At 61.8% G+C, this 15,741-nt stretch carries 16 protein-coding genes; 10 read left to right on the top strand and 6 right to left on the bottom strand.

What is annotated here, in order from left to right:
* Positions 1 to 119 precede the first annotated feature (119 nt).
* From ACYQ47_RS21555 to mgrA, 4 genes are all read right to left on the bottom strand, one after another.
* The gene (locus ACYQ47_RS21555) at positions 120 to 776 is read right to left on the bottom strand and encodes a response regulator (protein ID WP_459906777.1); all 657 of its coding nucleotides are present in this window, start codon (positions 774 to 776) and stop codon (positions 120 to 122) included.
* Between the two features lie 8 nt (positions 777 to 784).
* A complete protein-coding gene (locus ACYQ47_RS21560; RefSeq protein ID WP_459906779.1) occupies positions 785 to 1,594 on the bottom strand; it encodes a sensor histidine kinase in 810 nt (269 codons plus the stop codon).
* A 336-nt stretch (positions 1,595 to 1,930) separates the two neighbouring features.
* The gene (locus tag ACYQ47_RS21565; protein WP_244826671.1) at positions 1,931 to 2,701 is read right to left on the bottom strand and encodes a ferredoxin--NADP reductase; all 771 of its coding nucleotides are present in this window, start codon (positions 2,699 to 2,701) and stop codon (positions 1,931 to 1,933) included.
* A 490-nt stretch (positions 2,702 to 3,191) separates the two neighbouring features.
* Positions 3,192 to 4,235: an L-glyceraldehyde 3-phosphate reductase gene (gene mgrA, locus ACYQ47_RS21570; protein ID WP_244826670.1), complete on the bottom strand. Its 1,044-nt coding sequence runs from the start codon at positions 4,233 to 4,235 to the stop codon at positions 3,192 to 3,194.
* A 211-nt stretch (positions 4,236 to 4,446) separates the two neighbouring features.
* Here mgrA and ACYQ47_RS21575 point away from each other — a divergent pair, with 211 nt between their 5' ends.
* Positions 4,447 to 5,238 carry a mechanosensitive ion channel family protein gene (locus ACYQ47_RS21575; RefSeq protein WP_244826669.1) on the top strand — a complete coding sequence of 264 codons (792 nt, stop codon included), beginning with the start codon at positions 4,447 to 4,449 and terminating at the stop codon, positions 5,236 to 5,238.
* A gap of 71 nt (positions 5,239 to 5,309) precedes the next feature.
* Positions 5,310 to 5,516, top strand: coding sequence for a DUF3185 family protein (locus tag ACYQ47_RS21580; RefSeq protein WP_244826668.1), 207 nt, complete (start codon positions 5,310 to 5,312; stop codon positions 5,514 to 5,516).
* Between the two features lie 14 nt (positions 5,517 to 5,530).
* On the opposite strand, the gene ACYQ47_RS21585 is transcribed toward ACYQ47_RS21580, so the two are convergent.
* The gene (locus ACYQ47_RS21585; RefSeq protein WP_459906782.1) at positions 5,531 to 6,307 is read right to left on the bottom strand and encodes a phytanoyl-CoA dioxygenase family protein; all 777 of its coding nucleotides are present in this window, start codon (positions 6,305 to 6,307) and stop codon (positions 5,531 to 5,533) included.
* Positions 6,308 to 6,685: 378 nt separating this feature from the next.
* Here ACYQ47_RS21585 and ACYQ47_RS21590 point away from each other — a divergent pair, with 378 nt between their 5' ends.
* On the top strand, positions 6,686 to 6,970 hold the full coding sequence (locus ACYQ47_RS21590; RefSeq protein ID WP_250466308.1) for a hypothetical protein: 285 nt from the start codon (positions 6,686 to 6,688) through the stop codon (positions 6,968 to 6,970).
* Positions 6,971 to 7,069: 99 nt separating this feature from the next.
* Here the strand turns inward: ACYQ47_RS21590 and metK are convergent, their stop codons facing one another.
* Positions 7,070 to 8,257, bottom strand: a complete 1,188-nt coding sequence (gene metK, locus ACYQ47_RS21595) for a methionine adenosyltransferase (protein ID WP_244826665.1) — start codon at positions 8,255 to 8,257, stop codon at positions 7,070 to 7,072.
* A 279-nt stretch (positions 8,258 to 8,536) separates the two neighbouring features.
* Between metK and ACYQ47_RS21600 the strand changes: the two genes are divergently transcribed.
* From ACYQ47_RS21600 to dksA, 7 genes are all read left to right on the top strand, one after another.
* Positions 8,537 to 9,421, top strand: a complete 885-nt coding sequence (locus ACYQ47_RS21600) for a lipid A biosynthesis lauroyl acyltransferase (protein WP_459906785.1) — start codon at positions 8,537 to 8,539, stop codon at positions 9,419 to 9,421.
* A 79-nt stretch (positions 9,422 to 9,500) separates the two neighbouring features.
* A complete protein-coding gene (dapF, locus tag ACYQ47_RS21605) occupies positions 9,501 to 10,385 on the top strand; it encodes a diaminopimelate epimerase (protein WP_459906787.1) in 885 nt (294 codons plus the stop codon).
* Between the two features lie 36 nt (positions 10,386 to 10,421).
* Entirely contained in the window at positions 10,422 to 11,135 is a 714-nt protein-coding gene (locus ACYQ47_RS21610; protein ID WP_244826662.1) for a DUF484 family protein, read from the top strand.
* A gap of 7 nt (positions 11,136 to 11,142) precedes the next feature.
* A complete protein-coding gene (xerC, locus tag ACYQ47_RS21615) occupies positions 11,143 to 12,066 on the top strand; it encodes a tyrosine recombinase XerC (RefSeq protein WP_244826661.1) in 924 nt (307 codons plus the stop codon).
* Between the two features lie 40 nt (positions 12,067 to 12,106).
* Complete coding sequence (locus ACYQ47_RS21620; protein ID WP_459906790.1) at positions 12,107 to 13,306, top strand: class I SAM-dependent rRNA methyltransferase; 1,200 nt, start codon at positions 12,107 to 12,109, stop codon at positions 13,304 to 13,306.
* Positions 13,307 to 13,439: 133 nt separating this feature from the next.
* Complete coding sequence (locus ACYQ47_RS21625) at positions 13,440 to 14,543, top strand: CobW family GTP-binding protein (protein WP_459906792.1); 1,104 nt, start codon at positions 13,440 to 13,442, stop codon at positions 14,541 to 14,543.
* A gap of 564 nt (positions 14,544 to 15,107) precedes the next feature.
* Positions 15,108 to 15,524 carry an RNA polymerase-binding protein DksA gene (gene dksA, locus ACYQ47_RS21630; protein ID WP_035962045.1) on the top strand — a complete coding sequence of 139 codons (417 nt, stop codon included), beginning with the start codon at positions 15,108 to 15,110 and terminating at the stop codon, positions 15,522 to 15,524.
* The last annotated feature ends 217 nt before the right edge of the window (positions 15,525 to 15,741 follow it).

The following is a 15,741-nucleotide window of genomic DNA, read 5'->3' on the forward strand; positions in this document are numbered from 1 at the left end:
CCGATAGTTTAGCGGAGACTGGAAGCATGCCCAAAGAACGAGCATGGGACGCCCTTTCCTTGCGCATTTTTTACAGATCGTTCGTTTTTTATCTTGTTTAAGATAAATTTCGGGACCATTCAGCCCGCTATTGCCGGGTTCATGTCGATGAGGCGATGGCTCATCACATAGAAGGTCAGTTCGGCGTTGTTCGCAAGCTGCATCTTGTCGAGTAAGCGCGCCCGATAAACGCTCACTGTTTTCACCGACAGCGAAAGCGCGTGTGCGATGTCCGTGAGCCGCTTGCCCGAAGCCAGCATGCACAGCGTCTGGAATTCGCGGTCAGAGAGTTGCTCGTGCGGCATGCGCTCCGAACCAAGCGAAACGTAGTTCGCAAGCGCTTCCGCCATTTCCGGGCTCACGTATTTGCGGCCCGCCGCGACTTGCTGAATCGCGCCGATCATGAGCGCAGGGTCCGCCGTCTTCGAGAGATAACCCGCCGCGCCGGCCTTGAGCGCGCGCACGGCATATTGATCTTCGCGATGCATCGAAAACATCAGCACTGGCAGACGCGGCATGTCGCGCTTCAGGCGCTTGAGCACGTCGAGACCGTTCACATCGGGAAGCGAAATGTCGAGCATCGCCACGTCGGGCGCGTCGCGCGCGGCGAGTGCGAGCGCCTGCACGCCGGTTCCGGCTTCGATCACCTCCGAGGCCAGCTCGCGCTCGATCAGCAATTGCGCGACGCCACGGCGCACGATGGCGTGGTCGTCGGCGAGCAGGATGCGCAGCGCCATGCGCGGCCTCAGGCGTTGGCCGCGCGCGGAACCGGACGCGGCGGGCATGCCAGCGGAATGCGCGCGTGCACCGCGACGCCGCCCATCTCCGATGCAGCGACGCGCGTGCTGCCGCCGAACGCCTCGCATCGCGCACGCATGCCGGGCAGGCCGAAGCGGCCGGACTTGCGGCGCGCGGCGGGCGTCATGCCGATCCCGTCATCGTCGATGACGAGCGTCACGCCTTGCGCGTCACGCTCGACGCTAACCCGCGCGCGCGTCGCCCGGGCGTGGCGTGCGACATTGGTCAACGCTTCCTGCATCACGCGTAAAACCGCGACGGCAAGACCGGGCTGGAGATCGTCGAAGCGGGAATCGTCGGGGCAGACGAAATCGACATGAATGGCGGCACGCGCGCCGAAGGTGGCGATCCAGTCGGCAAGTCCGGTGGTGAAACCGGTGTCGAAGGGCGGCGCTTGCAAATTCTCGACGATTCGATGACTCGCTTCGCCTGCTTCCGCGATACAGTCGCGCGCCTGGCGAAGCGCATCGGCGCAAGCGGCAGGGGCATTGGCGGGAAGCCAGTATTGCGCGCGGGAAATCGCCAGGTTGGCTGCGGTCAGCACGGCGCCCATCTCGTCGTGCAGGTCCTGCGCGAGTGTGCCGCGCGTGTGCGCTTCGATGGCGGCCAGTTGCGTGGTGAGTTCGTCGATGCGCGCCGCGAGACTGCGCACTCGGTGATCGCTCTTGAGGCGTGCGTCGATCGGCACGGAGACTAGCGAAGCGGACGCGCGCGGCGCCTTGCGTGTTTCAGGCGGAATTTTGGCCGGCGAGTTCATTCAATGTCTCCCAAGTGAGCGCAACTAGAGCTACGTCGCCAGAAGACGCATGCGGCGTAACTAAATTTACATTCCGTAACATCGACGACGGACGATATCGTTGCGTCATCCGTCTGAGCGTTGCGGAATCATATCTCAAAATTATCATAAAGCCATATTGGACAAGGCTTTCAGACGTGAACCTCATGTCGTTTGGCAACCATTGCCACTATTCGCTGACGACCCGGCGTCGTGGCCACAGGCCGCCAATTTGTAACAATGCCCCGGCGAATCGGGGCGAAAAAAAACCGGCGCACGAAAGCACCGGTTTTCTCGACAGGACAAACAGCAGTCGAATCAGCCGACGAAAGCCTTTTCCACCACGTAATGTCCCGGATGATTATTGCTGCCTTCCTTGAAGCCAAGGCTGTCGAGCAACTCGCGCGTGTCGCGCAGCATGTGCGGGCTGCCGCAAAGCATCACGCGGTCGTTTTCGACCGAGAACGGATCGACCGACAAATCCGCGAACAGCTTCTTCGTTTCGATCAGGTCGGTGATCCGGCCGCGATTCGCGAACTCTTCACGCGTGACGGTCGGGTAGTACACGAGCTTCTCCGACACGATCTCGCCGATATGCTCGTGCGCCGGCAAGTGCTCGGTGATGAAGTCCTTGTACGCGAGTTCATCGACGAAACGGCACGTGTGCGTCAGCACGATCTTGTCGAAGCGGTCGTAGACGTCCGGGTCCTTGATGATCGACATGAAAGGCGCGAGGCCCGTGCCCGTCGAAAGCAGCCACAGCGTTTTGCCCGGCAACAAGTTGTCGGCGACGAGCGTGCCCGTCGGCTTCTTGCCGATCAACACGGGATCGCCCACTTTCAAATGCTGAAGGCGCGACGTCAGGGGGCCGTCCGGCACCTTGATGCTCAAGAATTCAAGATGCTCTTCGTAGTTCGCGCTCGCGAGGCTATAGGCGCGCAAGAGCGGCTTGCCTTCGACTTCGAGGCCCACCATCGTGAACTGACCGTTCTCGAAGCGGAACGACGAATCGCGAGTGCAGGTGAAACTGAAGAGCGTGTCGGTCCAGTGGTGGACGCTCAGAACGGTTTGAGAATTAAGGTTGCTCATGGCTTCTTGGACTGTGCGAGAACGATGATGCGATGACGCGGTGCCGCTCGCCGCCAGCCGAATGCTTTGGCGGGAACGGGCATCGAAAAGACTTTGCCGCGCTTAACTACGCAAAAGGACGATCGTATGGGCTGATGTCGGCGCTTCGGTATCACGCGGCCTGCTCAAGACTTGAGCCGAAGCACGCGCGCAAACCAGACAACCCAGCCGGACAACCCGGCGCAATCGAGCATTTTAACCCGATCGACATTTGCCGTCGTGTCGCGGCCGTGCGGCATAGAGACTGACTGGACGCGCGTGGGACTTTGCGGGACGGCGCGCACCTGGCTGCTCGGCCTGGCGAATGATTGCGAAGAACGGGAGACGCGCGTCGAACACGCCGCAAATCACAGCCAAAAAGCCGCCGAGCCCGCATGATAGCAACGGATTCCGCAATTATCCCAAAATACCCTTCTGACGGTCGGGCCGGGACAACGGCGGGACGACGCGATCAGATGCGTTGATCCGTCGACGGCTTCTCCCACAGATTCACGCCGCCTTCCTGCGCATGCTTGTCGATCTCGGCGAGTTCCTCTGCGCTGAACTCCAGATTCTTCAGCGCGGCGACGTTCTCGACGACCTGTTCCGCGCGGCTCGCGCCGATCAGCACCGAAGTCACACGGCCACCGCGCAACGCCCACGCGAGCGCCATCTGCGCGAGGCTCTGACCGCGACGCTCCGCGAGTTCGTTGAGCTTGCGCACATGCGCCAGATTCTCGTCGCTCAAATGCTCCTGCTTGAGCGATCCGCCGCCCGCCTTGTTCACGCGCGCATCCTGCGGCACGCCGTTCAAATACTTGCTCGTAAGCAAGCCCTGCGCGAGCGGCGTGAATGCGATGCTGCCGGTGCCGAGATCGTCGAGCGTATCGAGCAGTTCGTGTTCGATCCAGCGATTCAGCATGTTGTACGACGGCTGATGGATCAAGAGCGGCACCTTGTGCTCGGCCAGCAAGCGCGCCATTTCGCGCGTCTTCGACGCCGAATACGACGAAATGCCGACATACAGCGCCTTGCCCGAATGAACGGCAGTGGCGAGCGCGCCAGCGGTTTCTTCGAGCGGCGTGTCCGCATCGAAACGATGCGAGTAGAAAATATCGACGTAATCGAGGCCCATGCGCTTCAGGCTTTGATCCAGACTCGCGAGCACATACTTGCGCGAACCGCCGCCGTTGCCGTAAGGTCCCGGCCACATGTCCCAGCCAGCCTTCGAAGAAATCAGCAGCTCATCGCGATACGGCCGGAAGTCGTCCTTGAAGATCCGGCCGAAGTTCGTTTCCGCGCTGCCATACGGCGGGCCGTAGTTGTTGGCGAGATCGAAGTGCGTGACGCCGAGATCGAATGCCGTGCGCAGAATTTCGCGTTGCGTCGAGATGGGCGTGGTATCGCCGAAGTTGTGCCACAGACCAAGAGACAACGCAGGAAGTTTCAATCCGCTCTTGCCGCACGTGCGGTATTGCATCTGCGTATAACGCTCGGAAGCTGCTTCGTATGCCATATCGAATTCCCTTTGCGTGCTGGTTGACTGAATCGGTTTCGGGGACTGCGTTCGGGCGTTGTGCGGCACGTGCTCGCCGCTCCGCCGGTCGAGGCCGACAATGTTAAGCCAATCCGCCGCAAGCCGTACGACCCTCGTCCGGACGGCCTACGCGGGAACGTTCTGGTCCGACGCCGGACCAATGCAAATCCCAAATTAAGGAATCTGACCGATGAACTCTATCGATAAGCTGCGCCCTGCCTACGATTCCCTATTAGCCCTTGCCGTGACGTATGGCATCGACTTCCTCATGGCGATCCTGATTCTCGCTGTCGGATGGTGGATTTCGAACTTCGTCGCCAACGCGCTGCGGCGCACGCTCGGGCGCACGCATATCGACGCCACGCTCACGCCGGTACTCGCCAGCGTGGCGATGTGGGCCATTCGCGTAGTCGCCATCGTGGCCGCGCTCGGCAAGTTCGGCATCGCGGCGGCGAGTATCCTGACCGTGCTCGGCGCGGCCGGACTGGCTATTGGCCTGGCGTTGCAGGGCACGCTGCAGAACATCGCGGCGGGACTGATGCTGTTGTTGCTGCGCCCGTTCCGCGTGGGCGATTACATCGAGGGCGTCGGCACCACGGCGGGAACCGTGAACGAGATCGGTCTCTTCACCACGCGCCTCACCAAGGCCGACGGCATCGTCATGTTCGTGCCGAACAGCACGATCTGGGCGAATCCCATCACCAACTACAGCGCGAACGAACGCCGCCGCGTGGTGCTCAACTTTCAGGTGGCGCACGGTCAGAAGGTCGAACATGTGCTCGAGGAATTGCGCCGGCTCGTGAGCGAAGATCCGCGTATCGTGCAGGAAGCGCCGTCCGCGCCGTGGATCGCGGTAACGGATTACACCGACACCGGCGTCAAGTTCAACGTGGGCGCATGGACGCGCGCGAGCGATCACGCGAGCGTGCAGGCCGAATTGCTGCGCAAGATTCAGCCGCTGACGCGCGAGCAGATCACCTGAAACCGGGACGACTGGACGCGAGCGAGAAGATTGAATAACCTGTCGCGCCTTACCTTCCGCGAGACTGGCCCATGACCCGAGCGATTTCCGTTGCGTTGATTGTCGGCGGCATCGTGCTGCTTTATTTCGGCGGCCAGTCGTTTCATTCGTTGAGTAACGACGTATCGCGCTTTTTCACCGGTTCGCCCACGAACAAGACTATCTGGCTGCTCGCGGGCGGCGTCGTGGCCACGCTCGCGGGAATGATCGGCCTTGCGCTGCCGTCATCCCGCCGATAAAACGCAAAACGCGCTCAGACGAGCGGCACTTCCGGTTTCGCGGCCGATCGCGTGCTTGGCAACGGCACGTTACTCGCGCCGTGATACGTGTAGACGAGCGAGAATTTCACCTTATCGCTGAGGTTTTTGCCCGCCGAGTGCAGCGTATTGCAGTGGAAGAACACGACATCGCCGGGTTCGAGCGCGGGCGAAACCGCCGTGCGGATCAGCGCGGCGTTTTCGGGCAGGTCGGAGCGGAAGAATTTCGCTTCATCGAAGCGGTCGGACGTGAACGGCAGCTTGTGCGAGCCCGGCACGAACCAGAGCGCGCCGTTGTCGACGGTTTCATCGCCGATTGCGAGCCACGTCGAAACCAGATCGTCGCGCTCGAAGCCCCAGTAACGCACGTCGCGATGCCAGCCGGTGAGGCTGCCGTAAGCGGGATGCTTCGTCATTACGCAGTTGTGATGCGCGCGCGAAAGGTACGGCGTTTCGCCGAAGTACAACTCCATCCAGCCGCGAATCTCGGGCGATGTCGCGAACTCGGCGAAGAGCGGATCACGCACGTAGGCGTCAAGCAGACGGCGCACGGTGTGTCCGCCGGGCGCGTCCCGGGAATCGGGCGCGCCGGGGTATTTCAGATCGGCTTCGAATTCGAGCGGCGTCGCCGCCTCCGCCAACTGGCGGCGCGCGACTTCGCGTAACGCTTGGCAGCGCGCTTCAGGCACCAGCCGCTTGACGACGACGAAGCCTGTCTCGCGCAATTCGCGCACTTGTTCTGATTTCGATTGAAGCGGATTGTGTTCGGACATTTCAGTTCTTACCTCGACGGCTTCACGTGACTTCATTCAACCATCGCAATACCCGGCATCCGGGCGAATAGCACGATTGTAAATCTCACGCGCGGCTAAAGCCCGTTCGGCCTGCGCTTTAACGGCGCGACCGGCGTTTCGTCCGGCATTCAGCAGGGAAAACGCGGACTTACCGGAGTAATAATGGTCCTGTACATTGCCTGCATCAATTCGGTGCAACTTCCGCAGGCTCGTTGGACCGAATCCGTTGATCGCTATTTTTGAGACGACTATCGTCGAGTTGCCTCCATGCAACCGACTCTTCCCGATATGAACCACCGAATCGCTTCCGGCCTGACCCGAGTTGCCTCACACGCCGCGCGCCCGGCCCGACGCGGCGTGGTTCGCGCACTGCGCCACCATTCCGCGCGCACTCAGGCGCTCGCGGAACAGCTCATGCACGTGCATCCGGTCGTTGGCATTCGCTCGTGGTTTCGCGGCTTCTTCTTCAATCTTCGCGCGCGCACGGCATCGCGCAAGGTGTCGTTGAGAGCGCTGCTGCGCCGTCCGATGCAAGCCCGCGCGCCCGCACTGCCGAAGCCTCAGGCGGCGGCGCATACGAGCCGCCGTCCGCGACGTATTTCCGCTAGCAGCGCGGGTTGGTATGCATTCGCGGCACGCTGAAGGCCCGCACGGCGGGCTTCGATAAAAGCGACGCACAAAAAAACCGGCAAGCGCGATGCTTGCCGGTTTTCGTTTTGCCTGCCGAACCAATACGACGCTTTATGCGACGCTCGCGACCGGTTCCGTGCCCGCGGCTTCCGCGAGCGTGAGAGCCTTGTCGGTGGCTTCCCACGTGAATTCCGGCTCTTCGCGGCCGAAGTGGCCATAAGCCGCCGACTTCTCGTAGATCGGACGCAGCAGATCCAGCATCTGAATGATGCCCTTCGGACGCAGGTCGAAGTGTTCGAGCACGAGCTTCGTGATCTCGGCATCCGACACGCGGCCCGTGCCGAACGTGTTGACCATGACCGAAGTCGGGCGCGCCACGCCAATAGCGTACGACACCTGAATCAGGCAACGCGAGGCCAGGCCCGCTGCCACGATGTTCTTCGCGACATAGCGGCCGGCGTAGGCAGCCGAGCGGTCGACCTTGGACGGGTCCTTACCCGAAAACGCGCCGCCGCCGTGAGGGGCCGCGCCGCCGTAGGTATCGACGATGATCTTGCGGCCCGTCAGACCGCAGTCGCCTTGCGGACCGCCGATGACGAAGCGGCCCGTGGGATTCACCAGGAACTTGATGTCGCCCTTGATGAGATCCGCCGGCAACGTCGGCTTGATGACTTCCTCGATCACGGCTTCGCGCAGGTCCGAGAGATCGATGTCCGGTGCGTGCTGCGTGGAAAGCACGACGGTGTCGATGGAATGCGGACGGCCATCGACATAACGCACGGTGACTTGCGACTTCGCGTCCGGACGCAGCCACGGCAGACGGCCGTCGCGACGCAGGTTCGCCTGACGCTCGACGAGACGATGCGAAAGGTGGATAGGCAGCGGCATGAGTTCGGGCGTTTCGTCGCATGCGTAGCCGAACATCAGGCCCTGGTCGCCCGCGCCTTGATCGAGGTTGTTGTCGTGCGCCTTGTTCACGCCTTGCGCGATATCCGGCGACTGCTTGTCGTAAGCGACGAGCACCGCGCAGCCGCGATAGTCGATACCGTAGTCGGTGTTGTCGTAGCCAATGCGCTTGATGGTGTCGCGCGCAACCTGGATGTAGTCGACATTGGCCGTCGTGGTGATTTCGCCCGCAAGGACGACGAGGCCGGTGTTACAGAGCGTTTCCGCTGCGACGCGCGAGTATTTGTCCTGACTCAGGATTGCGTCGAGGATGGCGTCGGAGATTTGATCGGCGACCTTGTCCGGGTGGCCTTCGGAAACGGATTCGGATGTAAACAGATAGTCGTTCGACACGCTTCAGACTCCAATTAAAGTACGTTGTGGTTTGCTCACGTAGCCGACTTCGTTCGGAGTCTGAAGCGGCGACGCTTTAGCGGATGTCATTAAACTCCAGCCCTTCTCCACAGATTGCATGAAGGCCGGCCGGCTTCGCCCCGCAAGTTGTCCATTAACTCGGCGAAGGTCTTATTATACCGGTTTCCCGTGTTTTTACTGAGCCGAACGCTTGTCCCCATTCGTCCCGAAACAATCTTCTGTCCATAGTTCACCTCCGTCTGTTCGCTGGAGCACCTCATGTTAGGGCGCATTGGCGTGGCGCTCGCCTTCGGCTTTCTCAAGTTTCTGGCGCTCATCCCGTACGGCATCACGGCACGTTTCGGCGACGGACTCGGCTGGCTGCTCTATCAGATCCCGAGCAGACGCAAGCGCATCGTACATACGAACCTCGCGCTCTGCTTTCCGGACTGGTCGCCCGAGCGCCGCGAGGAAGTCGCGCAGCAGCATTTCCGCCACGCCATCCGCAGCTATGTGGAGCGCAGCGTGCAGTGGTTCGGCTCGGCCAAGAAACTCGAAGAACTGATCGAGGTGGACAGCGCCGTCGATCTCTCCGACCCGAACCTGCCGCCCACGCTCTTTCTCGGCCTGCATTTCGTCGGCATAGAGGCGGGATCGATCTTTCTGAACTACTCGCTGCATCGGCAATGCGGGTCGCTGTATCAACCGTTCTCGAATCCGCAGGTCGAGGAAATCGCGAAAGCGCAGCGCGCCCGCTTCGGCGCGGACATGGCGAGCCGTGCGGACAGCGCGCGTATCGTGCTGCGCTGGCTGCGCGACCGCAAACCGGTGATGCTCGGCGCGGACATGGACTACGGCATGCGCAATTCCACCTTCGTGCCGTTCTTCGGCATTCAGGCGTGTACGTTGACGGCCGTCGGCCGGCTGGCGAAAGCGGGCAAGGCGCAAGTGGTGCCGTTCATCGGCGAGGTGCTGCCGAACTACAAGGGATATCGGCTGAAGATTTTCGAGCCGTGGCAGAACTACCCAACTGGCGACGACGAAGCCGACGCGCGCCGCATGAACGAGTTCCTTGAAGAGCAGATTCCGCACATACCGGAGCAGTATTACTGGGTGCACAAGCGTTTCAAAACGCGTCCGCAGGGCGAGCCGGGCTTCTATTGAGCGCGCATGGCGCCGTGGTGGCGCAGATCGTCGCGAAACGTCATGAAACGTGACGGTGAGGCTCACATACAATAGCGCCATGAAACTCAAATTCACCAAGATGCAAGGCGCGGGCAACGACTTCGTCGTGCTCGACGGCTACACGCAGGCGCTCGATCTGAGCGCGCAGCAAGTGCGTGCGCTCGCCGACCGTCATTTCGGCGTGGGCGCGGACCAGTTGCTGCTGGTGGAAAAGCCGACCATCGAGGGCGTCGATTTCAAATACCGCATCTTCAATTGCGACGGCGGCGAGGTCGAACATTGCGGCAACGGCGCGCGCTGCTTCGTGAAGTTCGTGCGCGACCGCAAGCTGACCGACGCTGCAACCGTGCGCGTGCAGGTGCAAAACGGCGTCATCACGCTGACCATGCAAGCCAATGGCGAAGTGACGGTCGACATGAGTACGCCGGTGTTTCATGCGCCCGAAGTGCCTTTCGACGCGCACGGTCTCGAAGGCCGCAACGAAGGCAACGACACGCTCTGGCCGCTCGATCTGAACGGCTACGCGAATGAACCGCGCTGGATTTCCGTCGTCTCGATGGGCAATCCGCACGCCGTGCAGATCGTGGATGACGTGGAAGCGTATCCCGTGCTCGTCGAAGGTCCGCTGATCGAGCGTCACACGCGCTTTCCGAAGCGCGTCAACGCGGGCTTCATGCAGATCGTCGATCGTCAATCGGTCAAGCTGCGCGTCTACGAACGCGGCGCGGGCGAAACGCTCGCGTGCGGCACGGGCGCGTGCGCGGCGGTGGCGGCAGGCATCCGGCGCGGCGTGCTCGACACGCCGGTGCGCGTCGAGACGCACGGCGGCACGCTCACCATCAGCTGGGAGGGCGCACGCGACGAATCCGCGCCGCTTTTCATGGCCGGACCCGCCGCGACGGTTTTCGAAGGCGAGATCGACCTCGACCGCATCGCCGGCTGAGTTTGCATACGCATCGCATCATTACGACCATCGACCATGAATCCACGCGAAGTCGCCGATTATCTGCTCGACAACCCCGATTTCTTCACCGAGCACGCTGAACTGCTCGGCACGATCCGGTTGTCCAATCCGCATGGCAAATCCGCCGTGTCGCTGCAGGAACGCCAGATGGAAATGCTGCGCGACAAGAACAAGCAACTCGAACGGCGCCTCGCCGAACTGCTGCGCTACGGCCACGAAAACGACAGCATTTCGACGAAGTTCAACCGCTGGACCGTGCGCGTGATCGCGCAGCGCGATCCATACGCGTTGCCCTCGACCATCAGTCGCGGCCTGTGCGAAGTCTTCGACGTTCCGCACGCCGCGCTGCGCGTCTGGGATGTCGACGAAGGGTATCGCCAGGCCGACTTCGCGCGTCAGGTCGGCGAGGAAGTGCGCATCTTCGCGAACAATCTGGAAGTGCCGTATTGCGGCGCGAACAGCGGCTTCGCGGCGGCGCAGTGGCTTGGCGCGCCGAACTCGGCGTCGGCTACGACCGTTGCCGGAGAAGGCGCCGCGCAGCGCAAGATCGAATCGATCTCGCTGATCGCCCTGCGCGATCCGCAAGCCGGTCCGGATGCGCCCACCTTCGGCCTGCTCGTCATGGGCTCGCCCGATCCGCGCCGCTTTCACGACGGCATGGCGACCGATTTCCTCACGCAGATCGGCGCATTGGCCAGCGCGGCTTTGAGCCGTCTGATGCCTTACTGAGATCGCCATGGACGCCGCCGAAGCCATCGCCACGTATCTTTCGATGCTCGAACACGAGCGGCGTCTGTCCGAACACACTTTGCGTGGCTACACGTACGAACTGAGCGAACTGCGCGCGCTCGCCAAAGACCGTCCGCTCGAATCACTGACCGCGCTCGATATGCGCGGCGCGGTGGTCAGGGCGCATTCGGCGGGGCTGTCGTCGCGCTCCATCGCGCATCGGCTGTCGGCGTGGCGGGCGTTTTATCGATGGTTCGCGCAGCAAGTCGACATGCCCGCGAATCCGGTGGCGACCATTCGCGCGCCCAAGCGCGAGAAGAGCTTGCCGAAGGCGCTTTCCGTCGATGACGCCATGGCGCTCATGGACGCGCCCCAGGCCAGCACAACCGAAGCCGCGCGCGATCACGCGATCCTCGAACTCTTCTACTCGTCCGGCTTGCGGCTCGCCGAACTGGTCGGGCTGGACGTGCATTTCGTCGAGACCGCCGAATACCGCTCGCAAGGCTGGCTCAATCTCGCGCACGAGGAAGTGACGGTGCTCGGCAAGGGCAACCGGCGGCGTTCGGTTCCAGTCGGACGCAAGGCAGTCGATGCCTTGCGCGCGTGGATCGCGGTACGCGGCGAATTCGTCAAGCACGACCCGCACGCGCTTTTCATTTCGGTGCGCGGCAACCGCATGGCGCCCGGCGTGGTGCGCGAGCGCGTGAAGCGCATGGCGCTCCTCGCGGGCATTCCGTCGAACGTACATCCGCACGTGTTGCGGCATTCGTTCGCCACGCATGTTCTGCAATCGAGCGGCGACCTGCGCGCCGTGCAGGAGTTGCTCGGTCACGCGAGCATCACGGCCACGCAGGTCTATACATCGCTGGATTTTCAGCATCTCGCTCGCGTCTACGATTCAGCGCACCCGCGCGCGAAGAAGCGCGATTAACCTGCGGGCGCTTGCATGAGCGCCCGCGCCTGACATTCTCATGCATACCATCACGCTCAAACCGGCGAAGGACAGGTCGCTCGTTCGCCGCCATCCGTGGATTTACGCCAACGCCATCGCGCGGATCGACGGCAATCCCGCGCCTGGCGTGACCGTCGCCGTGCGCGCGGCCGACGGCCGCTTTCTGGCGCGCGCGTCGTATAGCCCGCATTCGCAGATTCGCGCGCGCGTCTGGTCTTTCGACGAAGCCGAACCTGTCGATCACGCGTTCTTCAAGCGTCGCGTGCAGCGCGCGGTCGCGCATCGGCAGACGATGGTGCGCGATACCGGCGCCACCCGTCTCATTTTCGGTGAAGCGGACGGCTTGCCCGGTTTGATCGTCGATTACTACGTCGCCGACGAAGGCGCGCGCGCGCAACTCGTTTGCCAGTTCATGGCGACGGGCGTCGAAGCTTGGAAAGAGGCGATCGTGCAGGCGCTCATCGACGCCACCGGCTGTCCGAACGTCTACGAACGCTCGGATGTGTCGATTCGCCAGAAGGAAGGGCTCGAGCAAACCACCGGCGTGCTCGCCGGCGACGCGCCGCCCGAGACGCTCATCACGAACGAATGCGGCGTGCGCTATCACGTCGATGTCATGCACGGCCACAAGACAGGCTTCTATGTCGATCAGCGCGACAACCGCGTGCTGGTTCAGCAAAACGCGGAAGGCCGCGAAGTGCTCAACTGCTTTTGCTACACGGGCGGCTTTTCGCTCGCGGCGCTCAAGGGCGGCGCCACGCGCGTGGTGTCCGTCGATTCATCCGGCGACGCGCTCGCCCTGGCGCGCGCCAACGTCACGGCAAACGGCTTCGACGCCGAACGCGCCGAATGGCTCGACGCCGACGCGTTCAAGACCTTGCGCCGTCTTTACGACGAAGGCCGGCGCTTCGACCTGATCGTGCTCGATCCGCCGAAGTTCGCGCCGTCGAAGGAGAGCGTCGAGCGCGCCGCGCGCGCTTACAAGGACATCAACCTCAGCGGTTTCAAGCTGCTACGTCCGGGCGGGCTGCTCTTCACGTATTCGTGTTCCGGCGCGATCGATTCGGACCTCTTCCAGAAGATCGTCGCGGGCGCGGCGTCGGACGCGCGTGTCGATGCGCGCATCCTCAAGCGGCTCGGCGCGGGCGTCGATCACCCTTTGCTGACGGCTTTTCCCGAAGGCGAATACCTGAAAGGGCTGCTGTTGCAAATCGCGTGAGCGCCCTTATCTAGCGGCCACGTAACCGGGTCGCACGGAGCACCGGTTCGGCAAATATGTTTCAATATTCGACTCATTGCGCCTGCCGCGGCCCGCGCAATCCCCGAACACAGACAAGGACACAGGCGACACCATGATTCCCGTAACCATCCTGACCGGCTTTCTGGGTAGCGGCAAAACCACGCTGCTCAAGCGCATTTTGAACGAGCAGCACGGCATGAAGATCGCCGTGATCGAGAACGAGTTCGGCGAAGAGAACATCGACAACGAAATCCTCGTGCAGGAAACGAACGAGCAGATCATCCAGATGAGCAACGGCTGCATCTGCTGCACGATTCGCGGCGATCTGGCGCGTGCGCTGGAAGACCTCGCTAACCGCAAGAAGGCGGGGACGCTCGATTTCGACCGCGTGGTGATCGAAACGACGGGTCTCGCGAATCCGGGCCCCGTGGCGCAGACGTTTTTCATGGACAACACGGTCGCCGACGAATTCCTGCTCGACGCGATCATCACCCTCGTCGATGCAAAACACGCGAACGCGCAGCTCGACCAGCACGAAGTGGTGCAGCGTCAGGTCGGTTTCGCGGACCGCCTGTTCATCACCAAGTCCGATCTCGTCGATGCCGCCGCGCTCGAAGCGCTCAAGCATCGCCTGCTGCACATGAACCCGCGCGCGGCCATTCGCGTCGTCAATTTCGGCGATGCGGACATCAAGGAAATCTTCGACCTGCGCGGCTTCAATCTGAATTCGAAGCTCGAGATCGACCCGGATTTCCTCGCGGAAGACGACCACGAACACGATCACGGCCATGACCACGCGCACGATCACGGCCATGACCACGCGCACGATCACGGCGACGACCACGATCACGCCACTTGCGGTCACGATCATAGCCACGACCATGAGCATCATCATCACCATCACGCGCATCACGACGACAAGATCAAGTCGTTCGTGTATCGCAGCGACAAGCCGTTCGATCCGAACCGCCTCGAAGACTTCCTGGGCGGCATCCTGCAGATCTACGGCGAGCGTCTGTTGCGCTACAAGGGCGTGCTCTATATGAAGGGCGTGGATCGCAAGGTCGTGTTCCAGGGCGTGCATCAGATGATGGGCAGCGACCTCGCCAGCAAGTGGATGCCGATCGAGAAGAAAAACAGCAAGATGGTGTTCATCGGTATCGAGTTGCCGAAGGATCTGATTTTCGACGGCCTCGACGCCTGCCTCGTCAAATAGATTGGCATGCATATCGCTTAATAGGCGCGGTTCCCGTCTTCCGGAAGCGTGCGCGAAAAGCTGGAAACGCCGCCGCGGCCTATCGCGCGCGGCGTTTTTCGTAGCGTGACTTTCGTGCGGCGTGTGTAGTCGCGACCACGAAGCAGCATCGCTTTTTGTACGTCCACGCGTTATATTTTTGAAATTCCGACATAAATTGACAGGGTTTTCTCGTTGTCGTCGGAAATTGCGGTTCAGTTACAATACAGCCCCACTGGAGAAGGGCGAATCCGTTTGGCGCATGGCTTGAAGTCACATCTGAGCCTTACGCTGTCGGATGTCAGGAGAAGGGATGGCCTGTTTTGCGTTATCTCGATTTAGCGGGGGAAGGCGAATCGAAACAACGCAGGAAGGCCCGGAACGCGGACATGCAAAAAAATGCCCCGCGTACCGGACACATCCGTAATCGGTTTCCAGAGGAGTTCGGCCCCGCATCGACGTGTCGCGTGATGCCATGACGCTGCATGCGGGTAATGTAGTCGGGGCGTTGCGGAAGACTTCGCCTTACATTGAAGAAGCAAGCAGATGACAACGAAACTCTTGACCGAAGCCGAAATCCTGAAGATGAGCGAGAAGGACTATATGAACGAGGAACAGCTCGCCTTCTTCAAGAACCGGCTCGAACAGTTGCAAGCCGACATTCTCAAGAATGCCGGACAGACGACCGAGAACCTGCGGGAAACGGTGATCGTGCCGGACCCGGCGGATCGCGCGACCATCGAGGAAGAGCATGCACTGGAACTGCGCACGCGTGACCGCGAACGCAAGCTCCTGAAGAAAGTGCAGCAGTCGCTCGCGCGCATCGAGTCCGGCGATTACGGCTGGTGCGAGGAAACCGGCGAGCCGATCGGCATTCCGCGTCTCATCGCGCGCCCGACCGCCACGCTCTCGCTCGAGGCACAGGAACGCCGCGAACTGCGTCAGAAGCTGTTCGGCGACTGAAGCGCGTCTTTCTCGGCGAACGTCGCGGGGCCGCCCGCCACGGGGAAGACGCCGCCGCGAAATTCGGGTGTTCGAACGCTCCGGTACACGCAAGGCACACGCATCCGCGTGTGCCTTTTTGTTTGCGCGGCGCGTCCTGCGCATCGCGTGTCTTGATAAATTCCCCATCGCCCTAAAATGAATCCGACGCGCCCGTTCACGACGACGGCGCGTGCGC

The organism is Caballeronia sp. HLA56, assembly GCF_054655155.1.